Raw genomic sequence first — 24,834 nt, 5'->3', positions numbered from 1 at the left:
ACGGCGCGCCGGCACTCCAGGGACGGCGCGGGCGGGATCGGGCGGGCGAGGATCAGGCGGTGCGGGCCAGGCGGTGGGCGCCCAGCAGCATGAGCAGGGCGGCCAGCAGCATCGCCAGGGCGGCGGTCAGCCACATCGCCGGATAACCGGCGGCGCCGGCCAGCGCGCCGAGGCCTAGTGGGCCGAAGCAGCCGCCCGCGTACACGCCGGTCTGGGTGATCGAGGTGGCGGCGGCCGGCGCCTGCGGGTGGAGCCGGACCACCGCGAAGTTCAGCAGCCCGGGCCAGGACCAGCCGAGCCCGAAGCCGAACACGACACCCACGACCAGCGGCGCCGGGCCGGACACGGCGAGCAGGAGCAGCCCCACGGACCCCGCCAGCAGCAGCCCGGCGACGACGCCGACGTGTCCGCCCGCCCGGCGGTCGGCCAGCCAGCCGACGCCCACCCGGGCCAGCACGCAGACCGCGCTGCCGAGGGTGAGGGTGAGACCGGCCAGGGCAGGCGGGAGCCCTCGACCGGCCGACGAGTCGACCAGGAACGTGGCCAGCGCGTTCGCCGCGCCGGCCGCCAGCGTGGCGGCCAGTCCGACCACGACCAGCGCGCCCGTGCCGCCGCCACGGCCGGCGGGGCGGGTCCGGGTCCGCCGGTCGCGGCCGGCCCGGGGTACGGCAGCCAGCGCGGCCGCCGCGGCCCCGGCGGCGACCACGAACGCCCAGCGCCAGCCGGCGGTCAACGCGACGGTGGGTACCGCCGCGCCGGCCAGCAGTGTGGAGACCGGGATGGCGGCCTGCTTCACGCCGAAGGAGAGCCCCTGGCGGTGGGCGGGCACGTGCTCGGCAAGCGCGGCGTTGCTGGCGAGCTGCCCGAGAGCGTTGGCGGCGGCGCTGAGGGCCAGCAGGGCCACCAGCACCGGATAGGACCGGGCCAGGCCCGCGACGGCCAGCAGCGAGCCGGCGGACAGCCCGATGGCCAGGCGGGCGATCGGGGCCGGGCCGTACCGCTCGACCAGGGCGCCGGAGGGCACCGACGCGAGCGCGCTGACCCCGAAGTAGACCGAGACCGCCAAGCCCAGCCCGGTCGGGCTGAAGCCCAGTTCGTCGCCGAGTTGGACGGCGAGACCACCGACCAGGAAGACCGGCAGGACACAGGCGATCGTGGTGACGGTGGCGCCGGCGCCGACCCGGACGGCGCGTCGGGTAGCCGGCGGGCCCGTTCGCGAAATTGTTTCGGTCATCGTCGGCCAACCTACGCCGGCCGCGTTTTCGCTGCTGATCGTGTCTGTCGATGCACGTTCTGTGTCCGCTGATCTGGCATCCTCGATCCGAACAGGCATTTCGCACTCGCCCTCTTTTTCATATGGTGTAAGTCCCCGGCGTCGGAGGTGGCTGTGCGCGACCCCCTGGCGGAACCTTCGGACCTGATCCGGAGCGTTTCCCGCGCGCTTCGAGTGCTCGAGTCGGTCGGCCGTGCGCCGAGGGGCCTCACCGTGAAACAGATCGCCCGGCGCTGCGAGCTGACCGTCGCCACCACCTACCACCTGGTGCGCACGCTGGCGTACGAGGGCTACGTGATCCGGCGCGAGGACGGGACGTACATCGTCGGGTTGGAGATCGCCGACCGCTACCGCGAGCTGGTCACCGCGTTCCGGGGGCCGGCACCGGTCGGTGAGGCGTTGCGTCGGGCCGCGGCCGACACCGGCTGGAGCCACTACCTCGGCCGGTTCGTGGGCGGGCAGGTGGCGGTGACCGCGTGCGCCGAGGGTCCTCGCTCGCCCTACCTGGAGGACCTGGTGCCGGGCTTCGACGAGGGAGCGCACGCCACCGCGCTCGGCAAGAGCCTGCTCGCCACGCTCACCGCCGAACAGCGCTTCCGCTACCTGCGCGAATACGGCATGCGCCCGTTCACCACCGCCACCCTCACCACGGTCGAGGCGTTCGAGGCCGACCTGGCCGCCGGGGACCGGCGCGGCATGCAGTTGGAGCTGGGCCAGTTCCGGCAGGGCGTGGCGTGTGCCGCGGTTCTGGTCGCGCCGGACAAGGACATCGAGCGGCGGGTGGTGCTGGCCTGCGCGCTGCCGGCCAGCGAGATGATGACCTCCGCGCGGGTGGTCCGGGCGAAGCTGCTCGCCGCCGCGCGGACCATCGCCGACGGGATCGCCACCGAGAGCTGAGCGGGCCACCACCCGAGGAGGGATGATGGCCCGTCAGCGGGCGGCCCAGCGCCGGGCCACCCCGGAGGAGGGTCAGCTACCGATCGCGCCACCGTCCAGGCGCCAGGTGACCACCACGCCGGGCTTGGCGAAGTCGCCGTCCGGCCAGGTGGAGGCCGGGTTCTCGACCGAGGCGCCGGAGATCTCGCCCGGGTGCTGCACGGCCACGAAGACGGATCGGTTGTCCCTGGTGATGAACGGACCGCAGGTCTCGGCGCCGAGCGGCACGGTGAGGAACTGCTTCAGGTGCCCCCGCTCCGGGCCCTCGACGGCGGTGGCGAAGAGGCCGTCGTTGCTGCCCAGCGCGTTGCCGTCGGTCGAGATCCAGAGGTTGCCGGTGGCGTCGAACGCGACGTTGTCCGGGCAGGAGATCGGCGAGACCTTGGTCTTGTCGTAGCCGGCGAACCAGGTCGAGGCGTCGGCCGGGTCACCGCAGACGATCGGCAGCGACCAGGCGAAGCTCTCGGCCGTGTTGTCGCCCCGGTCCTCGACCAGCTCCAGGATCTGGCCGTGCTTGTTGGCGTTGCGCGGGTTCGCCTCGTCGGCCGGCGCCTTGCCGACCTTGCCCCGGTCGGTGTTGTTGGTCAGCGCCACGTAGACCTTGCCGGTGAGCAGGCTCGGCTCGACGTCCTCGGGACGGTCCATCTTGGTCGCGCCGACCTTGTCGCCGGCCAGCCGGGTGAAGGTGAGCACGTCGGCCGCGGTCATCCCGTCGACGTACGAGCGGTTGCCGCTGACCAGCCTGATCCACCGACCCCGGCCGCCGAAGCCGCCGTCGGCCGGGAGTGTGCCGGTGCCGTCGATCTCGGCGGCCGGGCTGTCACCCTCGATCCGGGCCACGTAGAGCGTGCCCGACTCCAGCAGCGTCAGGTTGTGCTTGCGGGCCACCCAGGAGTTGCCCGGCATGAACTTCTTGTCCGAGACGAACTTGTAGAGGTAGTCGAAGCGCTCGTCGTCGCCCATGTACGCGACCACGTGCCCGCTGCGGGCCACGATGACGTTGGCGCCCTCGTGCTTCACCCGGCCCAGCGCGGTGTGCTTGCGCGGCCGGGACTCCGGGTCGAACGGGTCGATCTCGACGACCCAGCCGAACCGGTGCGCCTCGTGGGGGTGCCTGGCCAGGTCGAACCGCTCGTCGGCACGGTCCCACTTGCGGCTGCCGCTCGGGTAGCGCACGTCGGTCGGGATGCCGTAGCGGGCCAGCCTCGGCTTCAGTTCCTCCGGCGCGCCGTCGCCGCCGACGAAGTACTGGTTGAAGTTCTCCTCGCCGGAGAGCACGGTGCCCCACGGGGTGACCCCGCCGGCGCAGTTGTTCAGCGTGCCGACGACCGTCCGGCCCTTCGGGTCGGCGGCGGTCCGCAGCCAGGCCGAGCCGGCGGCCGGGCCGGTCAACTCGAACTTCGTGGCCAACGCGGTGACCCGGCGGTTGTACTCCCGCCGCCCGCGCCGCACCGGCCGCCACTGCCCGGTGTCCGCCACCCGTTCCAGCTCGACCACGGACATGCCGTGCGCGGCCATCGCCACCCGCACCTGCTCCACGGTCAACGCGTCCTGGCCGGTGAAGCCGGGGAACATCAGGTCCTCGTTGGTGTACTCGTGGTTCACCACGAGCAGCGCACGCCGGCGGTCGATCGGCAGCACACCGACGAAGTCGTTGTTGTAGCCGAACTGCTTGGCCTGGGCGGCGGCGCTCTGGTGGCGTACGTCGAAGGCCGGCGCGCCCGGCACCACCTCGTCGCCCCACTTGATGACCACGGCGTGGTCGTAGCCGTTCGGCACGACGAGCGTGTCGAGCTTGTTCGGCGGGATCGGTCTGAACGTCAGCGCCCCGCTTCCCGGGCGGGCGGCAGCGGCGGCGGCCGGGTCGATGCCGGGCGCGACCGGGTTGGCGGGCGCGGCGGCGGCGGGCGCGGCGGCGGCGGGCGCGGCCCCGGCGAGCGCACCGGCGGCGGCACCGCCGAAGCCGAGCACGAGTGCGCCGACCGCGCCGGCCCGGACCACGCCGCGCCGGGAGACCTCGGCGTCGACCAGGTCGCCGAAGTACGGATTGTCGGAGGGGTTGGGCACCGGGTGGTCGCAGGCGTTGCCGCACCGGTACAGACAGGTCATCGCATCGCGGCTGCCGTGGCGGGTGCCACCCAGCAGCGGGAGCAGGCGAGGACGGTCGCTCATGAGGTGGAGCCTCCTGATCGGACGTCGGGCAGGCGCGCCCGGCGGTCGGCCAGGGCGCGTACCCGCCGGACGGTGCCAGGGCATGGTGAGCGTCGGTCGGCCCGAATCTGAACCGGGCGTGAACAGCTCCGGCTTGACCTGCGGCTGAACCGTTCGGCGGCACGGCACGTATGGAAGGGCGAACGCATCGCCCGGACGGGCGGACGCAGCGCCGGTCTCCCCGCCGCCGGAAGCGAGGTACCGCCATCAGTGACCACGACGCCCAACTGCTGCGCGCGCTGCACGACGAGCACGCCGACGCGCTTTTCGCGCACGCCCTGCGGTTGGTCAACGGCGACCGGCCGCGGGCCGAGGACCTGGTCCAGGAGACGCTGCTGCGCGCCTGGCGGCACCCGGAGTCGTTGGACCCGCGCCGAGGCTCGGTCCGCGCCTGGCTCTTCACCACCGCCCGGAACCTCGCCATCGACGCGTGGCGTCGCCGCTCGGCCCGGGTCGGCGAGGTCTACACCGACGAACTGCCCGAAACCGCCGAGACGGTCGACGAGACGGAGCGCGCGGTGGAGGCGTGGACGGTGGCCGAGGCGCTGAACCGGCTGAGCCCGACCCACCGCGAGGTGCTGGTCGAGTGCTTCTACCAGGGGCGGTCGGTGGCGGAGGCCGCCGCCCGGCTGGGCGTGCCGCCGGGCACGGTGAAGTCGCGCACCCACTACGCGCTGCGCTCGCTGCGGTTGGTGCTGGCCGAGATGGGGGTGACCGGATGACCACCTGCGAGTTCGCGCACGACGACGGGGCCTACGTGCTGGGCGCCCTCGCCCCGGCCGACCGGGTCGCCTACGAGCGGCACCTGGCCGGCTGCGCGCAGTGCCGGGAGGCGGTGGCCGAGATCGCCGTGCTGCCCGGGCTGCTCGGCCGGCTCGACCCGGCCGGGCTGGAGCAGTTCCTGGAGGTCGGGCCGGAGGCGTCGCGGGTGCCCGCGCTGCTCGACGCCGCGCGCGAGCGGCGGCGCCGCGACCGGTCCCGCTCCCGTCGCCGGTACGCGCTGACCGCGCTCGCCGCCGCCGCGCTCGCGGTGCTGGCCGGTGTCGGGGTGGCCGTGGTCCGGCCGCCCGCGGAGCCGGCCATCCGGCCGGTGGCACTCACCTCGATGCGGCCGGTCGCCGGCACCGCCCCGGTGCACGCCGAGGTGGGCCTGACCGAAACCCCCTGGGGGACCGAGGTCACCATGCACTGCGGCTACGACCGGCGGGCCGGGCACCGCGAGGCGTACACGTTCCGGCTGGTGGCCCACGGCCCGGACGGCGCGACCGAGCAGATCGGCTCCTGGCTGGCCGCCCCCGGCGACGACCTGCGCTTCTCCGGCGTCACCCGCTTCACCCGCGGCGAGTTGGTCCGCCTGGAACTCCTCCGCGGCAACGAAACCCCGATCCTCGCCTATGACCTCCGCTAACCCCCTCTCCTTCCCCCTGCTCCTGCTCCTGCTCCCGCGATCTTGCACTTGCGGCCCTCGGTGCGGGTGGTACGCCCTTTTCGCCGGGGCCGTAAGTGCAACATTGCCGGGGCCGGGACCGGGGCCGGGGCCGGGACCGGGGCCGGGGCCGGGGCCGGGGCCGGGCGGGTCAGGGTTGGGGGCGGGGGACGGGGGAGCGAGGGCGGGGCGGCGGCGGGACTGGCGTAGGGCGTCGGCGGTGAAGACGACGAGGGCCAGCCAGACCAGGGCGAAGCCGGCCAGGCGGGCCGGCGGCATCGGCTCGTGGAACAGCAGCACCCCGCAGCCGAGCTGGAGGATCGGCGCGAGATATTGCAGCATGCCGACGGTGGACAGCGGCAGCCGGTTCGCCGCGCCGGCGAAGAGTAGCAGCGGGATCGCGGTGGCGGCCCCGGCCAGCACCAGCAGCGCGGTGTGTCCGGCCGAGACGTGGCCGAACGTCAGCCCGCCGTCCGCCGACAACCAAACGAGGTAGGCCAGAGCGGGCAGGGCCAGCACCGCCGACTCGACGAAGAGGCCCTCGGCGGCCGGCAGGCCGAGCCGCTTCTTGACCAGGCCGTAGCCGGCGAAGCTGAACGCCAGCGTCAACGCCAGCCAGGGCAGCCGCCCGTAGTCGACGGTGAGCACCGCCACCGCGAGCGCGCCGACGCCGAGCGCCGCCCACTGCGCCGGACGCAGCCGTTCCCGCAGCGCGACGACGCCGAGCAGCACCGAGACCAGCGGGTTGATGAAGTAGCCGAGCGCGGTCTCCACCACGCGGTCGGAGTTCACGCCGTAGATGTAGGTGCCCCAGTTGACCGCGATCAGCGCGGCGGCGAGCGCGATGCCGGCCAGCGCCCATGGTCGCCGGGCCAGCGAGCGCAGGAAGCCGACATGCCGCATCGCGGCCAGCACCAGCGCCACGAACGCCACCGACCAGACGATCCGGTGCGCGAGGATCTCCACCGGCCCGGCCGGGCGGAGCAGCTTCAGATAGATCGGGAAGAAGCCCCAGAGCAGGTACGCGCCGATGCCGTAGAGGTAGCCGAGGCGGAGCTGGTTCACCGCTCCACCGTAAGTGGCAAAGTCGGCTACTGGTCCTTTCCGGTGATCGGTGTCACCCGCTGGTCCAGCTCCATGTACCGATCCGCCGCCACCGGCCGGAAGCCGAGCTTCTCGTACACCCCGTGGGCGTCCAGCGTCGCCAGCAGGATCCGGCGTACGCCCCGCTCGGCCAGGTGGTCGCGGACGCCGCCGGCCAGCCAGGTGCCCAGCCCGCGGCCCCGCTCGGACCGCTCCACGTAGACGTCGCAGAGCCAGGCGAACGTGGTCCGGTCGGTCACCACCCGGGCCACCGCCACCTGCCGGTCGTCGCCCGGCCGGTAGACGCCGAAGCCGATCGAGCCGGCGAAGGCCCGCTCGACCGTCTCCCGGTCCCGTCCGAGCGCCCAGTAGGCGTCGGTGCCCAGCCAGGTGTGCACGCGGTCCAGGTCGAGCCGATCGGGGTCGGTGCTGAGCTGGTAGCCGTCGGCGCGGGTCACGGTGAACACCCGCCCGAGGGTAGTGCCGGGCCGGGGCGTACCTCCGACGGTTTCCCGTCTGCTGGACCGGCCGGTCGCCGGGCGCGCGGCGACCGGCCGGGACCCGTCAGTCGCGGTCGAGAACAGCGCCGAGGACCCAGGTGACGATGCCGACGAAGAGCGCGCCCAGCACCGCCGCCGGCCAGAACCCGTCCACGTGGAAGGGCAGCCCGGCCTCCCCGGCGATCCAGCTCGTGAGCAGGAAGAGCAGGCCGTTGACCACGAGTGCGATCAGACCGAGGGTGAGCAGATAGAAGCCGCAACCCACGGTCTTGATGATCGGCTGGAGCACCGCGTTCACCACGCCGAAGATCACCGCGACGAGCACCAGCGTGGTCACCGTCTCGGTGGCCGAGCCGGAGTCCAGCGAGATGCCCGGGATGAGCAGCGTGGCGAGCCAGAAGGCCACCGCCGTCGTGGCCACCCGGATCAGAAGACCCTTCAGAAAATCCATGGCCGGGATCGTGCCACGCCGTCTCCGCCTACGGAACCCGTGCCGGCGGCTCAGTGCCGGGTCGGACGACCGACCAGTTGCGACTCGACCGGGGTCGGCGAGAGCAGCGCCCACCGCAACGCCCGTCGGTTGACCACCGCCACCATGTCGTCGCGGATCCGGGTGAGCCAGTCGGCGGAGGCGCCGAGGCCGAGCGCGGCGCCGGCCAGCGCGGCCTCGGAGGCATCGAGCGGTTGCAGGACCGCCAGGTCGGCGCGGGCCAACGCGGGCGCGTCCGCGGGCGTCAGCTCGTCGCGCACCACCAGCACGGACTGCCAGGCCGCCGCCGGGCCCACCTCAGGCGGCACCGGGCCGGCGTCGACCACCAGCAGCAACGGCCGCAGTGGCGAACCGGGCGGGCCGCCGACCGGCCGCCCGGGCGGCAGCAGCGGCACCGGCGCGCCGACGCCCCGGACGAAACCCTCCCAGACCCGCGGTCGTGCGGTCTGCACCGCCACCCGCGCGCCGAGCGCCAGTGCCCGCAGCACGACGACCTGCGCGGTCGGCACCCCGCCGACCAGCAGCACCCGGGTCGTCGCCGGGCGGAACAGTCGCACGGTGAGCGGGCCGCCCCGCCGGTTGGCACCCACCACCAGGCCGGACCCGCCGACCGGCAGGTCCGGCGCGGCCGGCGGTGCGCCGGTCGGGGGCGCGCCCGCCCCGGTCACCGCCAGCGGCAGGGTGGCGGCCAGCCCGACCAGATGCTCGCCGTCGAGGCGGCGCAGCTCGCCGCCCGCGTCGGCGGCCACCCGACGCAGCGCCCGTTCTGCCACCGCCAGCTCGGCCGCGCTCCCGGCAGCCACCCGGACGGTCAGCTCGGCCGGGGTCGGGGCGGCGTCGGCGCGGGGACCGACGCAGAGCGCGACGGTGGTGGCGGTGGCCGGCACCGCCAGCAGTCGGGGCACCAGGGAACGGGCGGCCTCACCCCGGGGATCCGGCCAGCGGCGCAGCCGCCAGGTGGCCTGCGGCAGCCCACCCACGGCGAGCAGCGACCAGGACTCCCGGGCCGGCGTGCCGCCGTCGTGGTGGGCCAGCTCGGCGATCACCCGCAGCGCCGCCGGCACGCCCAGTGGCCGGCCGGTGAGCGATCCGAGTCGGCGGACGATCCGCCGGACCGTGCCGGAGAGCGCCCGCAGCAACTCCTCGTCCGACCAGCCGTCGGCCCGCACCACCCGGACCGCCAGCACCACGCGGGCACGCCCGGCCAGCCGACCGTCGGTGAGCTGGCGGTAGGACGTCCCGGCCGGGCCGGCGGCGACCGCCGGCGCGGGCGCGGACGAGGCCGCGAAGAGCAGTTGAAGCCGGAGCGGAGGGCTCTCCGGGCCGGCCGGGGGAAGCAGGTCGAGCGGTGCCGGGAGGGCCAGCGGGTGGTCACCGAGCAGATCGTCCGGGTCGCCGAGCTCCAGCAGCGCGGTCAGCCCGGCCGCGTCGTGCAGCACGGCGGCCGGACCGCCGGCCAGCTCCGCGGCGTGCACCACGGTGCCCGGCCCGACCAGCTCCAGCAACGCCGCCGGGTCGGCCGCCGACGCGAGGGTGCGGCGACGAGCGAGGTACGCCGCGGCGACGGTCAGCCACTCGTGCGACCAGCGGCCCCGGAACCGGACCCAGGCGGCGGGCAGCAGCAGCGTCGCCGTCAGCAGCGCCCCGGCGGTGGGCACGACGCCGCGTCCCACGGCGGCCACGAGCACGGCTGCCGCGATCTGCGTGGCCACCACCTGGCCGGCGCGGACCCCGGCGGGCGGGTGTCGTCTCCACTGTGGAGCCGCGGCGGACGCGGTGGTCCGCTCGGTCGGGGTCGCGGTCACCGCACCTCCTCGCCGGCCCGTCGGGTGATGCCGCCGTGGCTCATCGTAGTGACGTCCTTGTCCACAGGGGAGGCCCCGGGGGGTAGCAGAACCGGACGGGGGCGGCTACCGTCAGCGACGAAATCGTCACGTGCGCGCCCGCCGTCCCCTCCCCTCCGGCGGCCGCGAGCGCCGCGTCGACGAGTCCACGGTGGCCACTCCGAGTGGCCAGCCACGACCGAGGAGACGAGGTGACGTCCGGGATGTCCCAGACCCAGGCAGAAGCCGCGGTGATGCAGCAGACCGCCGCGAAGTTCGAGCAGGTCGACCAGTCGCTGCAGACCATGCTCAGCGGCCTGATGGCCGAGTTGGAGGTGCTGCAGCAGGCCTGGCGAGGCGCCGGTGGGCGCTCGTTCACGCAGGTCAAGCAGCAGTGGGCGCAGGACCAGGCGGCCCTGCAGCGCGCGCTTCGCGAGACCGCTACCGCGATCCGCAGCGCCGGCCGGCACTACGACGTCTCCGACACCGAGGCCGCCGGCCGGGTGGCGGGCACCAACCGCGGCATCCAGCTGCCGCTCTAGAGCATTCGGAAGGGATCGAACCCATGGAGCACGGTGTGCTGGTCGTCAACTTCGCCGCCCTGCAACAGGCCGGCGCGGACATCCAACGGGCGCTGACCACCCTCGAGAGCCAGCTCGGGCAGCTCGAGCGCGACGCCGCGCCGCTGGTGGCGAGCTGGAACGGTGAGGCCCGCGAGGCGTACGAGCAGCGGCAGTCCCGGTGGCGGGCCGCCTCGCAGGACATGCAGGCGATGCTGCGTGACATCAAGCTCGCGGTGGAGGATTCCGCCGCCGACTACCTCGACACCGAGAAGCGCAACGCCAACCTGTTCCACTGAGTCGAGCGCGGCCCGGGTGCGGCACCCGGGCCGCCTCCGCCGGTCAGGCCGGGCCGGCCGGGTGCCAGCGTCGGCGGGCGCCCCGGGGCAGCACCACGGCCAGCAGTGCCACGAGTGTCGTCGCGCCACCCGTCACGCCGGCCACCAGCAGCGCCCGATTCCGAGCCGAGGCCCGGCGGGACTCGCGGGCCAGCGCCGCCGGGTCCGGCCGGTCGGCCGCAAGCGCCGCCCCGCCCCGAGGTCGGGCGGCGGTGTCACCCGGCACCTCGGTCACCGCGCGGTACGGGTTCAGCACCCCCGCGCCGTAGCCCTCGTCCCGGCCCGGCGCCGGGTCGGTTCCGGCCACGATCCGGTCGGCGACCTCGGCCGCGCTCAGCTCCGGTCGATACTGCCGCAGCAACGCCGCGGTGGCGGCCACGAAGGGCGTGGCATAGCTGGTCCCCTCCGCCCGGTGGTGGCCCTGCCGAGGCGCCGCCATCAGCACCTCGCCGCCGGGGGCGACCAGGTCGACGTACGCGCCGGTCTGTGAGAAGGCGGCGCGCGTCCCGTCCGGCCCGATCGCGCCCACGCCGAGCACCCCGTCGTACGCCGCCGGGTAGGGCCGGGGATCACCGTTGTCGTGCAGGTTGCCGGCGGCGGCCACCACCACCACGTCCCGCCGCACCGCGTAGGCCACGGCGGCGCGTACGGCCGGGTCGTCCGCGTAGAGCACCACCGAGAGGTTGAGCACGTCCGCGTCGTGGTCCACCGCCCACCGGACGGCTCGGGCGAATCCGGCCGCGTCGACCGTGCGCCCCGACTCCCGACCGTCGACCACCTGCTGCTCGCTGACCCGTACCGGCAGGATGCGTGCGCCCGGTGCGAGCCCGCGGAACGCGATGCCCGGGCGCGGCGTGGCGGCGATGATGCTGGCCACGCCGGTGCCGTGGCCAGCGCAGTCGCGGGTGCCGTCCCCGCCCGGGTCGAGGAAGTCCGTGCCGGTCAGCACCCGACCCGCGAGCTGTGGATGGCTCCGGTCCACGCCCGAGTCGACCACCGCCACCACCACGCCGGCGCCGGTCGCGAGCGGGGCGAGCCGGTCCGGCGCGTACCGTTGCTGGGGCCACGGCCGCTCGGCCACCGGACGGGCCGGCGCGGGCGGCGTGGCGCACCCGGACGGCTTGCCGGCCGCCGCCGGAGCGGCGGGCAGGCCGGTGACGAGGAGGGTCGCCAGGGCGGCCAGCGCCGGGCGCGCGAGGGGCCGAGCCATCGACGACCTCCGTAACGTGTCGACTCCGGAACGGGATGTTAGCGCCTCGCCGACGCCACGGCCGACCGTCGATGGCCAGGCATTGTGATCTTGATGCCACCTTGTAGGTTGTAGGCGATGCCTGTGGCCTGTTCACGGAAGGAGAGGTGGCCGTGACCGGATGGGAACCGGCCACCGAGGCCGAGGTGGCGATGCGGGACGCGCTACGCGCCCAGGACCAGCAACAATACTTCCGCGTCCTGACCCAGGTCGATCTGGTGCTGCCGGTCGCCGGCGGGTCGACCGCGGGGTGGGGCACCTGGACCTCCGGCGGCCGGACCCACGTGCTGGCGTTCACCTCCGTCGCCGCGCTCCGTGCCAGCCTGGGCGAGAACGCCGGCGCCACGCGCCGCCTTCCGTACGCGGACCTGGCCGCCACCTGGCCCAACCAGGAGTGGTGGTTGGCGGTCAACCCGGGCCTGCCGGTCGAGGGCTACCTGCCCGCCTGGTACGTCGCGCAGCTCGCCCGGGGCGACGTCCGGCTGCCCGGCCGGACCATGGGCGCCCGCGCCCGCCTGGAGCGCGTGCAGAGCGCCGCGCGGGCCGCCCGCGACGGTGCCACCGAGGACCCGACCGTCCCGGTTCCCGCCGCCTCCCCGCCGCCGCCCCCGGTGCCGCCGGCCCGGCGCGTTCGGGTGGCGGAGCCGGACGAGTCCCCCACCGTGCCGATGCGGACCACCCCGATCCTGGGCCGCCGCGTCCCGACCGCGGCCCCCCGCCGTCCGGAGCCGGCCGCCGGCGAGCGGGGTCGTGCCGCGTCGGGTGACGGAGCCGACGTGGATGCGCTCGACGGTTGGCTCACCGACCTGCGCCGCCATCCGGACGAGCCGGATCCGTTCGCCGCCGCGGGCACCACGCCGGCCGCCGAGAAGCCGGTCGCGCCGGCACCACCACCGGCCCGGTCCTTCTTCGAACCCACCTCCGGCCGGTCGGGCCGGCGGTCCTCGCCGCTGGACGCTCCCCGACGGCCCGCCGACCGGGCGACGCCGCCGTCCCGATTCGCCGGCGGCCAGCCGTTTCCCAGGCGCCGGCCGCTCAACGAGCCGGTACGCGAGGAGCCGACCCGGGCGTTCGGGGTGGGTCCGGAGGAGACGCCGCAGTCCGATCCGACCGAGGCGGCGGCGCCGTTCCAGCCGGCCCGCCCACCCGAGGACGCCACCGGGGCGCTGCCCCGCCGGCACGCCGCTCCGGCCCCGCCGGCCCCGGACCAGGCGACCGCGAGCCGGCGCAGCCTCGACGGGCCGGCGGAGGCGGAGGAGTTGCCGCCGTCGATCGCCGAGCCGGTGTCCGGGCCGCCCGCGCCGCCGCGTCGTGACTTCACGCCGATCGTCATCGAGGGCGTCGTCATCGAGGCTCGCGACCTGAGCGATCCCGTGCCCGCCTGGTCACCGCCGACGACGAACGAGTACGCCACCGCCGCCGGCCCGCCCGCCACCGGGTCGGCCGTCGGCGGGGCGGCGCCGTGGGCGACAGCCAGCGAACCGTTGTCGGACCTGGTCGCGCCGGTGGATGAGGTCACGGCGCCGCTCTCGCCAGCGGCCGGGCCGGACGACGTGACGGTGCGACTCCGCCGGCCGGCCGCGCCCTCGGCCGAGCCGGCGGCGTCGCCGTTCGCGCTGGCCACCCCGCTGTTCGAGTCGACTCCCGCCGACGAGCCGTCCCCGGCGGCGGCCTCCGTCGGAGCGGCCACGACCTCGCTGTTCGAGCCGAGTTCCCGCGTGGAACCGGCCGTCGCGCAGCCGTCGCCGGCCGAGCCCACCGGCTCGCTGTTCGCGCCGGCGTCGTCCAAGGAGCCGACGACGTCCCTGTTCGGGTCGGGTCCGGCGGAGGAGTCGACGTCGGTGTTCGCGCCGGCGGCCCCGGCCGAGCCGGCCGCGTCGCTGTTCGCACCGGCGGCCCCGGCCGCGTCGTCGTCCGGGCCAGGGTCGGCGGCGGACTCGACGACCGCGTCGTTCGCGTCGACGGAGGAGTCGACGACCGCGTTGTTCGCCCCGGCATCGCCCGAGGAGCAGACCACCACGCTGCTCACGACGGCCGAGGCGGGCCAGGTGCCGGCGGCGGCCAACCGTCCCGACGACGCCGAGCGGACCGATGCCGAGCCGGTGACCGCAGGTGCGCCGGCCCCGACGGTCGAGCCGGACTTCGAGCCGGCGAACGAGGTGGAGGAGGAGTTGCTGGCCGCCGCCGGCAGCGGCAACACCGACGGCTTCCTCACCACGCTGCTGCTGGCCCGGGTGCTGCTGCCGGTGGCGTTCGACTCGGCGGCGGGCAGCCGCCCCGGCGATCCGGGGTTCTCCTGGCGGACCGAGACGGTCGACGGGGTGCGGTACGTGGCGGTCTTCACCTCGCCGGAACGGCTCGCCGAGCACGCCGAAGGCCCCGTCGACACGATCCGGGTCAAGTTCGTCCAGCTCATCCGGCGCTGGCCGGACGAGAACTGGTCGTTCCTCATCAACCCGGGCAGTCCGGTCGGCGCGGCGTACCCGGGCGAGCAGGTTCTCGCGCTTGCCAACTGGGCCGCCGAGGTGGGGCTCGGCGACGACCCGGAGACCGAGCCGGAGCCGCCCGCCACCGGGCCGGCGCCGAAGACCCGGACCGAGCCGGACGTGCCGGCGGCGCGGCCGAGTCGGCCGGTGACCATGCAGAAGGCGATCGCGGCGAGCCAACTCGCCTACTACCTGGAGCGTGGCTACGACCGGGTCTCCGGCTTCGTGCACCGGGCCGGTGAGCTGGCCCACCTGCGTACCCCGGCGGAGCTGTACGACGCCCTCGGCCTCGGCCACCCCGGTTCCCCGTTCTCCCGCGACGACGAGGAGCTCTACCTGCTGCGCTGGCCGGCCTACCGGCCGAGCCTCTACCGGATCCCGTACGGCGGGCAGCACGAGGCCGCGATGCGCGCGATGGAGGGCTGGGTGATCGAGCGGCCACCGTTCCGCGGCAACGGCTTCGCGCCGGGGGAGAGCAGCGACGTGGTCGCCGAGTTCAAGGTGGACAGCGCGCGGCTGCCGCACGGCGCCGAGCTGTGGCGGATCGGCGCCGACGGCGACGCCCGGCTGGTCGCGGTCCTGGACACCGACGCGCTGCTCTGGCGGAAGGCGGACGAGGCGTGACCCGCGACGGCTACGTGGCCCGCTGGCGCGGCCGGGAGTACCAGGCCAGCCCGGACGGCGACGACGTCCGCCTCTACCAGCCGGAACCGGACGAGGGCTTCACCGAGGCCCGCCCGGGGCGGTACGTCCGGGTGGTGCCGGCGGCCGAGGTCGACGACCTGGCGTACGTGCGAACCATCTGCACCTGGCAGGGGCAGCCGTTCATCGTGTTGGCGGAGCACGAGGGCTGGTTGCGGGTGGAGTACACCGGCGGGCGCTGGCCGGTGGCGGAGGCGATCGGGCTGGAGGCGTTCGACTTCGGCGTCTACCAGGGCTGGGCGCCCGCCACCGAGGTGGCCGGGCTGGGCGAGCAGCGGGTCTGAGTCAGGACTTCGCCCACCGCAGGATCTCGCCGAGGACCAGGTCCCGGGCCTCCACGTGCGGGAAGTGGCCCACGTCGTCGAGCAGCCGCCACTCGTAGGGCGCGCTGACATAGCGGCCGGAACCCTGGGCGGTGCGGGGCAGCGACGCCTCGTCCAGCGCGCCGTGCAGTTGCAGCGTCGGTGTGATTAGCGGCTTCTGCATCAGCTTGACGAACCGGTAGCCGTGCAGCCGCAGCACCGACCGGAACGCCCACCGGTAGCCCTCCAGCGCGCAGAACGCGGCCTGCGGGATCTGCATGGCCACCCGGCAGCACCGGGCGTAGTCGGCGAAGTCCGGCCCGGTCACCCAGCGTGGTCCGCCCCAGCGGCGCAGCATCTGCTCCACCTCGGCGGCGTCGTCCCGGGTCAGCACGTGCTCGTAGCGAGGGAGCTGGAACTTCAGCGTCGCCGTGGCCGAGGCGAACTGGCCGCGCGGGTCGGCGACGATGGCGGTCCGCAGCCGCAGCGGGTGCGGCGCGCCGAGCACCACCAACCGGCGGACAAGCGTGGGGTGGAACGAGGCGGCGGTCCAGCCGATGAGGCCGCCCGCGCCGGTACCGACCACCGTGGCCGAGCGTTCACCGAGCGCCCGGATCAGCCCGGCCACGTCGGCGGCGAGCGTGTAGCCGTCGTACCCCCGGGGTGGTTTGTCGCTCGCGCCGTAACCGCGCAGGTCGACGGCGACCGCGCGGAAGCCGGCGTCGGCGACCGCCGGGAGCATCTCGTGCCAGGCGTACCAGTATTCCGGGAAGCCGTGCAGGAAGAGCACCATCGGGCCGGTGCCCGCCTCGACGACGTGGAACCGGCTGCCGTTGGCACCGACGAATCGGTGCGTCCACGGCCCTTCGGGCATCACGCAGGACTCGTCGGCGGCCCCGCCGCGCTGGTCGGTCATGAGGCACAGCCTAGGGCCGGGGGTCGCGCGCCGGCCCCGCAGGTGCGCAGGATCAGGGGTTTCTCCGGGACGGGGGAGCGCCGGTCAGGCCACGCGTTCGATGCTCACCAGAGCGGCCGGCCGGCCCGGTCCGCATTCGACGCCCGCCGGCGCCGGGCCGACGGTGACCCGGACCCAGGTGCCGGCGGGCCAGGTCCCCTTGTCCCGGCCGTAGAGCGCGTGCTCCTGACCGTCGTCGGTGACGAGCGTGTAGCAGGGGCCGCCGCCACCGTGGCTGATCCGCCCGGCGAGGACGTTCGGCTTCGTCTGGTCGGTCGGGTGCCGTGGGGGCCCGGTCGGCGGCCGGAGCGTCGGCAGGTCGGTCGCGGAGAGCGGGGGTCGGCCGGAGGAGGCGGCCGGGGTGGGCGCCGCCGGGGTGGGTGGCGTCGTCGCGGGCTCGGGTGTGGCTGCGGCGGTGGGTTCGGCGGGCCGTTCGGACGCGGGCACGTCGGCTCCTTCCTGCGGGTCGGCGTCCCGGTCGGCGCAGCCGGCCAGGGCCAGGGCCAGGGGCAGTGCGAGGACCGCGGTCAGGCGGCGGTCGAGGGTCGTGGTCACCTGCCTGGGACGCGCGGCGGGCCGGCACGGTTCCCGTCCGGCCGACGACGGGCGAGGCCCGGGCAGGTGACCTGCCCGGGCCTCGCCGTGGTGTTGGGTGGATCAGTGGCTCAGGAGAAGCGGACCTTCAGCGAGGTGCCGTTCTGCTCCAGGACCTTGATCTTGGTGCCGGTGGCCGGAACCTTGACGCCGTGGTTCGGCAGCTCCGGGTACCAGTACTGCTTGGTGTCGTCGAACAGCGGCTGCGCGGCCTGGCCACGGATGTACTGCGGCTGGCTGTTGATGTGCAGCGTGAACGAGTCCGCCTTCTTCAGGCCGAACGGCGCGTCGTAGACCTGGACGCGGGCCCGCCAGGGCGCCCCGGTCAGGTTGTAGATCGGCCGCGGGTGAGCGTCGATGATCATGTTGCGACCCTCGCCCGGGTGCGCGAACGTGTCGTTGTCCGCCCACCGGAGGTTCCAGTAGGAGATCAGCAGACCCTCCTGGTACGCGTAGTGGTCCACGTAGTCCGGGCGGGTGTTCGCGTAGCCGAAGTAGTACGGGCCGGTCTTGAGGTACTTGTCGTACGAGGTGTACGACCGGTTGCCGGCGATGTAGTAGTTGTCGAACTTGCGGATGTAGGTTTCCTCGACGATGCTCCAGCCGGCCAGCGTCCAGCCGGCGGCACCGGTCTCGGCGCCGTCGCTGAGCAGCGTCTGCCCGTCGGCGGTCACGGTGAGCGCGTCACCGTAGAAGCCACCGGCGGAGACGCCGCCGTCCGTCTGGTAGCGCAGGCGGAACTGCACGGACTTGCCCGCGACCGCGTCCATCGGGATGTTGACGTCGACCCACTTGTCGTCGCTGGAGCCGTCCAGGGCGTAGCGCCCGGGCGAGATCTCCTTGAGCGGCTTGCCGTCGACCGTGCCCGGGAGCGCGACCCAGGTCTGGCCACCGTCGGTGGAGACCTCGAAGAAGAGGTAGTCGTAGTCCTCTTCGATGTTGTAACGACCCTTCATCGACAGCGCGGCGCTGGTCTTCCCGGTGAGGTCGATCGTCCGCGTCATCGTGGTGTTCAGGTCGTCTTCGTTGCCGGAGAAGAACTGCTTCGTCCCCTCGAACGGCTTGCCGTTCTGGAAGCTGTACTCCCGCTGCGGCAGCACCACCACGGCGCCCTGCGCCTTGGTGGAGTTGTACTCCTGCGGGCCCAGCGCCAGCGTGCGCTTCTGACCGGCGACGACCACCTCGTAGTCGAGCCAGCCGAGCTGGAGCTTGTTCCAGGCACCCAGGTCGCCACCGCGCTCGCCGATGCCACCGTCGTTCTTGGCGCTGAGCCGGCTCTGGGCCATCAGGGTCCAGTGCTCGTTGTTGTTGTCCCCACCACTGATGACGTTGTAGTCGTCCGGCAGACCGAGGTCGTGGCCGTACTCGTGGTAGAAGACGCTCCGGCCACCGTTCTCCGGCTGGATCGTGTAGTCGCCGATCCAGACGCCGGTGTTGCCGATCTGGGTACCACCGGCCGGGAAGTTCGCCGGGCCGGTGTTGCCCTGGTCGCTGGCGAACGCGTACCAGCGGTGGCTCCAGATGGCGTCCTCACCCTGGATCGGGTCACCGTCGGCCTGGTCGCCGCCGGCGTGGACGATCTGGAAGTGGTCGATGTAACCGTCCGGCTCGTTGAAGTTGCCGTCGCCGTCGAAGTCGTAACGGTCCCACTCGTCCATCGACTTGACGTCGGCGGCGATCTCCGCGTCCGAGCGGCCCTGCGCCTTCTGGTCGGCGACCCACTGGTTGGCGGCGTCGCGGACCAGGGCCCAGGTGTTGTTGCAGACGTTCGAGGCGCACGGGTAGCCGTTGGAGCGGCCGTAGCGAGCCTCGTTGTACTTCACCTTCACCCAGTTGGTGACCTCGCCGTCGACGCTGTACCGACCCGAGGACTGGGCCTCGTAGTACTGCTTCAGCGACTCGTCACCGGGGTTGGTGCCGAAGTACAGCTGCCGGTAATGATCGGCGTTGTAGTCCGGCTGCCAGATGGTGGAGTTGTCCACCGCCCGGTTGGGCTGCGGGATCTGGTTGACGCGCGGCCCGTCGAACCGGGTCGGACCCGCGACGTTCGGGTCGGTGTCCTGGTCCGGGTAGTTCGGGTGCCGCTCGTCGCCGAACTCCGCGAGGATGACGAAGATCTTGTCGGTCTTCTCGCGGGACAGCTCGACGTACTGGTCCTCGGTCGGACCCTTGCCGGCCTTGGTGCTCCGGGCGGCCTTGCCCGCCGCGGCACCCTCGGCAGCCTTCTCGCCAACCTTGACGACCGTGCTGCCGTTGATCTTCTGGGCCTTCGCCCTGCCGGACAGAACCTCGCTGAGGCCCTCCTGGCGCAGCGCGCGCCGCTTGTCCTCGAGCGGGTTGGGCAGGTCGTGTTCAGCCTGCGCAGGCTCGGCCACCGACGGGGCGGTGGTCGGCAGCTTCGGCGTCGGCGCGGCACTGGCGGACGTACCTGCCATCAGCCCCGTCGCGGTCAGCGAAAGCCCGAGCAGACCCACTGCGACTTTGCGCACGTGGTACCTCCGGTGTGAGGGAACCGGCCCCTTGGGGGTACGGGCCGGTGGAACGTCCCACAAGTGGGACCCCTGGTGAACATAGACACTGCTGGGACCGGTGTGAAGATGCGCGCGTCGATTTGTAGCAACTTTTTGTTGGGGACGTCTTTCCCCGTCACACCCCGACCCGTCGCCACGGCTCTGACCAGGGCCGATGTCTGCCCGCTCGAACGCAACGACACCGATGGATGTGCAGTAAGGGTCGGGAGCGCTGCGGCTCCCGACCCTTACCTCATCCGGTCCCTTCAGCCCATTTTCCGGTCATTCCGGTACCGGTTTCGGGCGGTCGATCAACTGCGCGGCGGGACCACGTACACCGTGGCGTACGCGTTGTCCTTGGCGGCCTTCACGATGACGATCGAGGTGCCGTAGGCGACGCCCGCGTCCCGCGGGTTGCCGGTGCCCAACACGATCGCGCCGCCACCCAGCTCGGTGCCGTACCAGTCGGTCGCCGGGGTGCCGTCCGGGTTGACCACCCGGGTGGTGTACTGCTGGTTGCCCTTCGACGGGACGACCACCGAGGCGTCGTTGTCCCGCGCGTAGGCCGAACCGTCGCGGATCTCGATGCCCGGGTACCAGCCCTTGGCGTCGGTGAAGGCCCGCACCGGCGCCTGGGCGCCGAACTTCGTGCAGTACTCGCTGTACGGCTCGTCCGCCGCCTCCAGACACTCCTTGAACGGGTACGTCTTCGTCAACCCGAACGCGGCGTTGGACGACTGCGGGCGGCTGGGCAGGTTCTTCAGCACCGAGGGGTCCTTCGTGGCCGCCGTGCCCGTGCGGCGCAGCGGGTCGTTGTGCGAGTCGACGATCAGCAGGCCGCCCTTGGCGCCGTAGCTGGGCAGCGCGGTCATCTGCCCGGTGACGTGGTTGACGTCGCCCAGCTCGGTGTCCCGGTACCAGACCAGCATGCCCGGCGCGTTGTAGGAGATCCGGTCCACCTTCCACGCCTCGTGCGAGTAGACGGTGTCGTAGGCGTACTTCAGGCCCTTGTCGAAGCCGTCGAAGTTGCGCCACTCGGACAGGTAGTAGTGCGACCTGACCTGGGTGCCGGTGTCGGTGTGCCAGCCCGCGCCACTGGTGTCGGTGAACGTGCCGCCGGTCTGCGTCCAGCCGGCCGCGCCGCCCTCGACGTCGTCGCTCCAGGTGGTGGCGCCGCCGCCGGTCACCGAGAAGTCGTCGGCGAACCAGCCGCGTTCCTGGAACGCCTCGTCGGTGGCGTAGCGCAGCCGCACCTGCACGGTCTGCCCGGCGTACGGCGACAGGTCCACGTAGTCGTGGCGCCAGCCGCCGGTGCTGCCGGTCAGGCCGTACTTCTTGTTACCGAAGTCGACCATCCGCCCGTTCGGGTCGGAGTAGCCGTCGTCGGTGGAGACCAACGCCCCGGATTCGTCGTAGACCCTGCGCTCGGCCCAGGTGGCGCCACCGTCGGTGGAGACCTCGACGAAGCCGTAGTCCCAGTCGTCCTCGATGACGTAGTCGTTCCACAGCCAGAACTTCGCGTCCGCGGCGTTCGGGACCGTCACGGTGCGGCTCAGCTTGACGTCCGCCCACGCCTGGTCCGCGCCGGAATACCACATGTTCGCACCGCTGTGCGGCTCGGCCAGCGTGATCACCTTGTCCGGCAGGTCGATCTTGATGCCGTCCTCGGTGCCGACCGGCGTACGCGAGGTCTGCCCGAGCTTGACGAGCTTGGCCCGGTCGCCCGGCCCGAAGGTCTTCGGCTCGGCCCAGCCGAGCACCCACTTGTCCCAGAGGCCCATGTGGGTGGGGAGCGCCTGGAAGATCTCGCCGGAGTGCGAGCCGGACGCCATCAGGTCCCAGAAGTCCACGTCCGAGTCGGCGTTGCCGGAGGTGTCGTAGAGGTCGGGCAGGCCGAGGTCGTGCCCGAACTCGTGCGCGAAGACGCCGACGCCGGCGTCCTCCGGCTGCACGATGTAGTTGGACACCTTCAGGTTCGTGCCGGGGATGGTGTAGCCGCCGGCCACGGTGGACGAGTGCGCCCAGACCGAGTAGACGCCGATGTCGCCGCCACCGCGGGACTTGCCCTGGTTGGCGTGCACCAGCACCAGGTGGTCGATCACGCCGTCCGGCTCGTGGAAGTTGCCGTCGCCGTCGCGGTCGCTCTGGTCCTCGATGTCGTAGTCGGCCCACGGGAAGTTCGGGTCGGCGGCGGCCAGCGCGTCGATCGCGTCGGTGGCCAGCCGGCCCGCGCCCTGCGGGTTGTCCGGGTGGCCGTTCATCGACTGCTCACGCCCGGCGACCCAGTTGCCGTTCTCGTCCTGGAAGCAGCGCGACGCCGCGTACCAGCCCTCCGAGTGCGGGACCGTGATCCACGGGCTGGCCTGCCCGTCCACGGTGTACGCGTTCTTCGACATCTCCAGGTACATGTTGTGCATGGTCCGCCCGGCGAGGCTGATGCCCGGCTTGCCGTCCGGCCCCTTGAGGTCCTTGCGGACCCGCTCGGTGATGCCCTTCTTGGTGTAGAGCATCTTGTCGTAGTGGGCCGGGGAGAAGTCCGGCACCCACATCGAGTTGTTGTCCTTGTGCGGCAGCGTGGCCGGGTTCGGGATGGTGTTGTGCCGGGGCCCGTTCTGCACCGTGCCGGGAACGCAGGTGCGGTCCTCGAAGACCGTCTTCGGGACCATCACGTCGGTGAAGTCGTCGTTGGCCTTGTCGTTGAACTCCACCAGCAACGTCAACAGCTTGGCGGTCTGGGTGTTCTTCGCCTTCTTGATCTTGCGCGGGCTCTGGCCGGTCCGGATCGACTTCGCCTCCAGCTTCGCCAGCTCGCGTGCCGCGATCGGGTTGCCGCCCGTGTACTTGCGGTCGTAGGCGCGGGCCTCGTCGGCCGGCGACGAGAAGACCCCGTCCTTGCCCCTGGTCTCCTTGCCGCCGGTGTCCGGCTGCACCTCCGGCTCGGCGTAGTTGATGTAGTACTCGTCCGCGGCGATGGTGGTCGGCGCGGACCGGGACGGCTGGGCCGCCGCGCTGCCCGCCGCGGTCAGCGACGTGGCCGCGAGGGCGATGGCGGGCAGCGCGACGAGTAGGCGCCGACGTGCCCGGGACTGCGAAATGGGGAGCATGCCACTCCGTTCGTAGGGAATGGTGAAGGGCCAGCCGTCCCAGTGACATCTGTCGAAATCCGCCGGTTGCGGCTGAAGGTAGCCGACCGGGCGTGGCATAGACAGGGGTGAACAGGCCAGTGCCCCTCCGCCGATCGACCGGCATGATCCCCGCGTACGCGAAGGGGCGGGCCGCCGTGCGACCCGCCCCCCGGTTCCGCCGAGGTCAGTCCTCGTCGGACTTGCCGCCACTCATCCCCGAGGAGATCAACTCCATCACCGAGGAGTCCTGGAGCGTGGTCACGTCGCCGAGCGACCGGTTCTCCGCCACGTCCCGCAGCAGCCGACGCATGATCTTGCCGGAGCGGGTCTTCGGCAGCTCCGGCACCAGCATGATCTGCCGCGGCTTGGCGATCGGGCCGAGCGTCCTCGCCACGTGGTTGCGCAGCTCCGCGATGAGCTGCTCGCCCGCGTCCCCGGAGGTCTCCGCGCTGCCGCGCGGGATCGCGAACGCCACGATCGCCTGCCCGGTCGTCGGATCGGTCGCGCCGACCACCGCCGCCTCCGCCACCGACGGGTGACTGACCAGCGCCGACTCGACCTCGGTGGTGGAGATGTTGTGCCCGGACACCAGCATCACGTCGTCGACCCGGCCGAGCAGCCAGATGTGCCCGTCGTCGTCCTTCTTGGCGCCGTCGCCGGCGAAGTAGACCCACTTGTCGCCGGTGTTGGCGCCCGCGCCGAACCGCGACCAGTAGGTCTCCAGGAACCGGTTGTCGTCGCCCCAGATGGTGCGCAGCATCGACGGCCACGGCTCGGTGAGCACCAGGTAGCCGCCCCCGCCGTTCGGCACCGACTCGCCCTGGTCGTCGACCACGTCGGCCACGATGCCGGGCAGCGGCGCCATCGCCGAACCCGGCTTCGCCTCGGTCACGCCCGGCAGCGGCGAGATCATCATCGCGCCGGTCTCGGTCTGCCACCAGGTGTCCACCACCGGCAGCTCACCCCGGCCCACGAACTGCCGGTACCAGATCCACGCCTCCGGGTTGATCGGCTCGCCGACGCTGCCGAGCAGGCGCAGCGACGACAGGTCGTACCCGGCCGGGACGTCCTCGCCCCACTTCATCATGGTGCGGATCAGCGTCGGCGCCGTGTACAGGATCGTCACCCGGTACTTGTCGACGATCTCCCAGAACCGGCCCTTGTGCGGGGTGTCCGGGGTGCCCTCGTACATGACCTGGGTGGCGCCGTTGGCGAGCGGTCCGTAGACGATGTAGGAGTGTCCGGTCACCCAGCCGATGTCCGCCGTGCACCAGTAGACGTCCGTCTCCGGCTTCAGGTCGAAGACCGCGTGCGCGGTGTACGACGCCTGGGTCAGGTAGCCGCCGGTGGTGTGCAGGATGCCCTTCGGCCGCGCGGTGGTGCCGCTGGTGTAGAGGATGAACAGCGGGTGCTCGGCGTCGAACGGCTGCGCCTCGTGCTCCGGCGAGGCGTTCTCCACCGCGTCGTGCCACCAGTGGTCCTTCGCCGACCAGCCGACCTCCTCGCCGGTGCGGCGGACCACCAGCACGTGCTCCACCGAGGGGCAGTTCGCCACCGCCTCGTCCACGGTCGGCTTCAGCGCCGACGGCTTGCCCCGGCGGAACCCGCCGTCCGCGGTGATCACCACCTTGGCGCTGGCGTCCTGGATCCGGTTGGTCAACGCGTCGGCGGAGAAGCCGCCGAACACCACGCTGTGCGTGGCGCCGATCCGGGCGCAGGCGAGCATCGCCACCGCGGCCTCCGGGATCATCGGCAGATAGATCGCCACCCGGTCGCCGGCGGTCACGCCCAGCTCCGTCAGGGCGTTCGCCGCCTGGCAGGTCAGCCGGTGCAGGTCCGCGTAGGTGACGGTCCGGGTGTCACCCGGCTCGCCCTCCCAGTGGATCGCCACCTTGTCGCCGTGCCCCGCCTCCACGTGCCGGTCCAGGCAGTTGTACGCCACGTTGAGCCGGCCACCGGTGAACCACTTCGCGAACGGCGCGTTCGACCAGTCGAGCACCTGCTCCCAGGGCTGCGCCCAGGTCAGCCGGCCGGCCTGGCGCTCCCAGAAGGCGAGCCGGTCATCCGCTGCCTCGTCGTACGCCGCCGCGGTCACGTTGGCGTTCGCGGCGAGTTCGGCCGGCGGCGGGAACTGGCGCGTCTCGTTCAGCAGATTGGCCAATGCCTCGCTCATACGGTGACTCCTTCGTCGCGTGACCTGCGTCTCCCTACTCCGGGGAAGGTTAGCCCCGCCGTACCGCACCCGCGACCGCCCGCCCCGCTCCGCGCGCT

The 24,834-nt window shown here is 73.1% G+C and carries 18 protein-coding genes and 1 pseudogene; 7 read left to right on the top strand and 12 right to left on the bottom strand.

Going from position 1 to position 24,834, the window contains the following annotated elements; genetic code table 11:
- Positions 1-52 precede the first annotated feature (52 nt).
- On the bottom strand, positions 53-1,234 hold the full coding sequence (locus O7618_RS23385; RefSeq protein ID WP_278108261.1) for an MFS transporter: 1,182 nt from the start codon (positions 1,232-1,234) through the stop codon (positions 53-55).
- A gap of 153 nt (positions 1,235-1,387) precedes the next feature.
- Between O7618_RS23385 and O7618_RS23380 the strand changes: the two genes are divergently transcribed.
- Positions 1,388-2,170, top strand: a complete 783-nt coding sequence (locus O7618_RS23380) for a helix-turn-helix domain-containing protein (RefSeq protein WP_278108260.1) — start codon at positions 1,388-1,390, stop codon at positions 2,168-2,170.
- Positions 2,171-2,242: 72 nt separating this feature from the next.
- On the opposite strand, the gene O7618_RS23375 is transcribed toward O7618_RS23380, so the two are convergent.
- A complete protein-coding gene (locus tag O7618_RS23375) occupies positions 2,243-4,381 on the bottom strand; it encodes a PhoX family phosphatase (protein WP_278108259.1) in 2,139 nt (712 codons plus the stop codon).
- Between the two features lie 266 nt (positions 4,382-4,647).
- On the opposite strand from O7618_RS23375, the gene O7618_RS23370 reads away from it, so the two are divergent.
- Together O7618_RS23370 and O7618_RS23365 are read left to right on the top strand one after the other, a co-directional pair.
- Positions 4,648-5,142 (top strand): sigma-70 family RNA polymerase sigma factor, encoded by a 495-nt coding sequence (locus O7618_RS23370; RefSeq protein ID WP_245667018.1) that lies wholly within the window; start codon positions 4,648-4,650, stop codon positions 5,140-5,142.
- Positions 5,139-5,828, top strand: a complete 690-nt coding sequence (locus O7618_RS23365; RefSeq protein ID WP_278110123.1) for a zf-HC2 domain-containing protein — start codon at positions 5,139-5,141, stop codon at positions 5,826-5,828. Before O7618_RS23370 ends, O7618_RS23365 begins: the two co-directional genes overlap by 4 nt.
- 210 nt (positions 5,829-6,038) lie before the next feature.
- Here the strand turns inward: O7618_RS23365 and rarD are convergent.
- The 4 genes and pseudogenes from rarD to eccE form a co-directional block, all read right to left on the bottom strand.
- Positions 6,039-6,911: pseudogene (rarD, locus tag O7618_RS23360) on the bottom strand (EamA family transporter RarD); the annotation flags it as partial.
- A 26-nt stretch (positions 6,912-6,937) separates the two neighbouring features.
- Entirely contained in the window at positions 6,938-7,396 is a 459-nt protein-coding gene (locus O7618_RS23355) for a GNAT family N-acetyltransferase (RefSeq protein WP_278108258.1), read from the bottom strand.
- Positions 7,397-7,493: 97 nt separating this feature from the next.
- On the bottom strand, positions 7,494-7,880 hold the full coding sequence (locus O7618_RS23350; RefSeq protein ID WP_278108257.1) for a phage holin family protein: 387 nt from the start codon (positions 7,878-7,880) through the stop codon (positions 7,494-7,496).
- Positions 7,881-7,930: 50 nt separating this feature from the next.
- A complete protein-coding gene (eccE, locus tag O7618_RS23345; RefSeq protein WP_278108256.1) occupies positions 7,931-9,724 on the bottom strand; it encodes a type VII secretion protein EccE in 1,794 nt (597 codons plus the stop codon).
- Positions 9,725-9,966: 242 nt separating this feature from the next.
- Between eccE and O7618_RS23340 the strand changes: the two genes are divergently transcribed.
- Positions 9,967-10,284 carry a WXG100 family type VII secretion target gene (locus O7618_RS23340; RefSeq protein WP_091062809.1) on the top strand — a complete coding sequence of 106 codons (318 nt, stop codon included), beginning with the start codon at positions 9,967-9,969 and terminating at the stop codon, positions 10,282-10,284.
- 23 nt (positions 10,285-10,307) lie between these two features.
- Positions 10,308-10,601, top strand: a complete 294-nt coding sequence (locus O7618_RS23335; protein WP_091062807.1) for a WXG100 family type VII secretion target — start codon at positions 10,308-10,310, stop codon at positions 10,599-10,601.
- A gap of 43 nt (positions 10,602-10,644) precedes the next feature.
- Here O7618_RS23335 and mycP read toward each other — a convergent pair whose 3' ends face one another.
- Positions 10,645-11,850, bottom strand: coding sequence for a type VII secretion-associated serine protease mycosin (gene mycP / locus O7618_RS23330; RefSeq protein WP_278108255.1), 1,206 nt, complete (start codon positions 11,848-11,850; stop codon positions 10,645-10,647).
- A 152-nt stretch (positions 11,851-12,002) separates the two neighbouring features.
- Between mycP and O7618_RS23325 the strand changes: the two genes are divergently transcribed.
- Together O7618_RS23325 and O7618_RS23320 are read left to right on the top strand one after the other, a co-directional pair.
- Complete coding sequence (locus O7618_RS23325; protein ID WP_278108254.1) at positions 12,003-14,999, top strand: SseB family protein; 2,997 nt, start codon at positions 12,003-12,005, stop codon at positions 14,997-14,999.
- Positions 14,996-15,361: a hypothetical protein gene (locus O7618_RS23320; RefSeq protein ID WP_278108253.1), complete on the top strand. Its 366-nt coding sequence runs from the start codon at positions 14,996-14,998 to the stop codon at positions 15,359-15,361. Before O7618_RS23325 ends, O7618_RS23320 begins: the two co-directional genes overlap by 4 nt.
- A gap of 1 nt (position 15,362) precedes the next feature.
- Here the strand turns inward: O7618_RS23320 and O7618_RS23315 are convergent, their stop codons facing one another.
- The 5 genes from O7618_RS23315 to acs all read right to left on the bottom strand — a co-directional run bounded on the left by O7618_RS23315 (position 15,363) and on the right by acs (position 24,736).
- Positions 15,363-16,295, bottom strand: a complete 933-nt coding sequence (locus tag O7618_RS23315) for an alpha/beta hydrolase (protein WP_278108252.1) — start codon at positions 16,293-16,295, stop codon at positions 15,363-15,365.
- A gap of 84 nt (positions 16,296-16,379) precedes the next feature.
- Positions 16,380-16,889 carry a hypothetical protein gene (locus O7618_RS23310; protein WP_278108250.1) on the bottom strand — a complete coding sequence of 170 codons (510 nt, stop codon included), beginning with the start codon at positions 16,887-16,889 and terminating at the stop codon, positions 16,380-16,382.
- A gap of 110 nt (positions 16,890-16,999) precedes the next feature.
- Positions 17,000-19,402, bottom strand: a complete 2,403-nt coding sequence (locus tag O7618_RS23305; RefSeq protein WP_278110122.1) for an immune inhibitor A domain-containing protein — start codon at positions 19,400-19,402, stop codon at positions 17,000-17,002.
- Positions 19,403-19,749: 347 nt separating this feature from the next.
- Positions 19,750-22,542: an immune inhibitor A domain-containing protein gene (locus tag O7618_RS23300; protein WP_278108249.1), complete on the bottom strand. Its 2,793-nt coding sequence runs from the start codon at positions 22,540-22,542 to the stop codon at positions 19,750-19,752.
- A gap of 205 nt (positions 22,543-22,747) precedes the next feature.
- Complete coding sequence (gene acs, locus O7618_RS23295; protein ID WP_278108248.1) at positions 22,748-24,736, bottom strand: acetate--CoA ligase; 1,989 nt, start codon at positions 24,734-24,736, stop codon at positions 22,748-22,750.
- Between the last annotated feature and the right edge of the window lie 98 nt (positions 24,737-24,834).

Source organism: Micromonospora sp. WMMD980, assembly GCF_029626035.1.
Lineage (GTDB): Bacteria > Actinomycetota > Actinomycetes > Mycobacteriales > Micromonosporaceae > Micromonospora.
This window is presented reverse-complemented; position numbering and strand designations above follow the sequence as displayed.

Excerpts from the sequence above, each read along its gene's own strand:
- O7618_RS23365 (WP_278110123.1), top strand. The coding sequence starts at position 5,139 with ATGACCACCTGCGAGTTCGCGCACGACGACGGGGCCTACGTGCTGGGC.
- O7618_RS23335 (WP_091062807.1), top strand. The coding sequence starts at position 10,308 with ATGGAGCACGGTGTGCTGGTCGTCAACTTCGCCGCCCTGCAACAGGCC.
- O7618_RS23375 (WP_278108259.1), bottom strand. The coding sequence starts at position 4,381 with ATGAGCGACCGTCCTCGCCTGCTCCCGCTGCTGGGTGGCACCCGCCAC.
- O7618_RS23350 (WP_278108257.1), bottom strand. The coding sequence starts at position 7,880 with ATGGATTTTCTGAAGGGTCTTCTGATCCGGGTGGCCACGACGGCGGTG.
- O7618_RS23315 (WP_278108252.1), bottom strand. The coding sequence starts at position 16,295 with ATGACCGACCAGCGCGGCGGGGCCGCCGACGAGTCCTGCGTGATGCCC.
- acs (WP_278108248.1), bottom strand. The coding sequence starts at position 24,736 with ATGAGCGAGGCATTGGCCAATCTGCTGAACGAGACGCGCCAGTTCCCG.
- O7618_RS23300 (WP_278108249.1), bottom strand. The coding sequence starts at position 22,542 with ATGCTCCCCATTTCGCAGTCCCGGGCACGTCGGCGCCTACTCGTCGCG.
- mycP (WP_278108255.1), bottom strand. The coding sequence starts at position 11,850 with ATGGCTCGGCCCCTCGCGCGCCCGGCGCTGGCCGCCCTGGCGACCCTC.
- O7618_RS23340 (WP_091062809.1), top strand. The coding sequence starts at position 9,967 with ATGTCCCAGACCCAGGCAGAAGCCGCGGTGATGCAGCAGACCGCCGCG.
- O7618_RS23385 (WP_278108261.1), bottom strand. The coding sequence starts at position 1,234 with ATGACCGAAACAATTTCGCGAACGGGCCCGCCGGCTACCCGACGCGCC.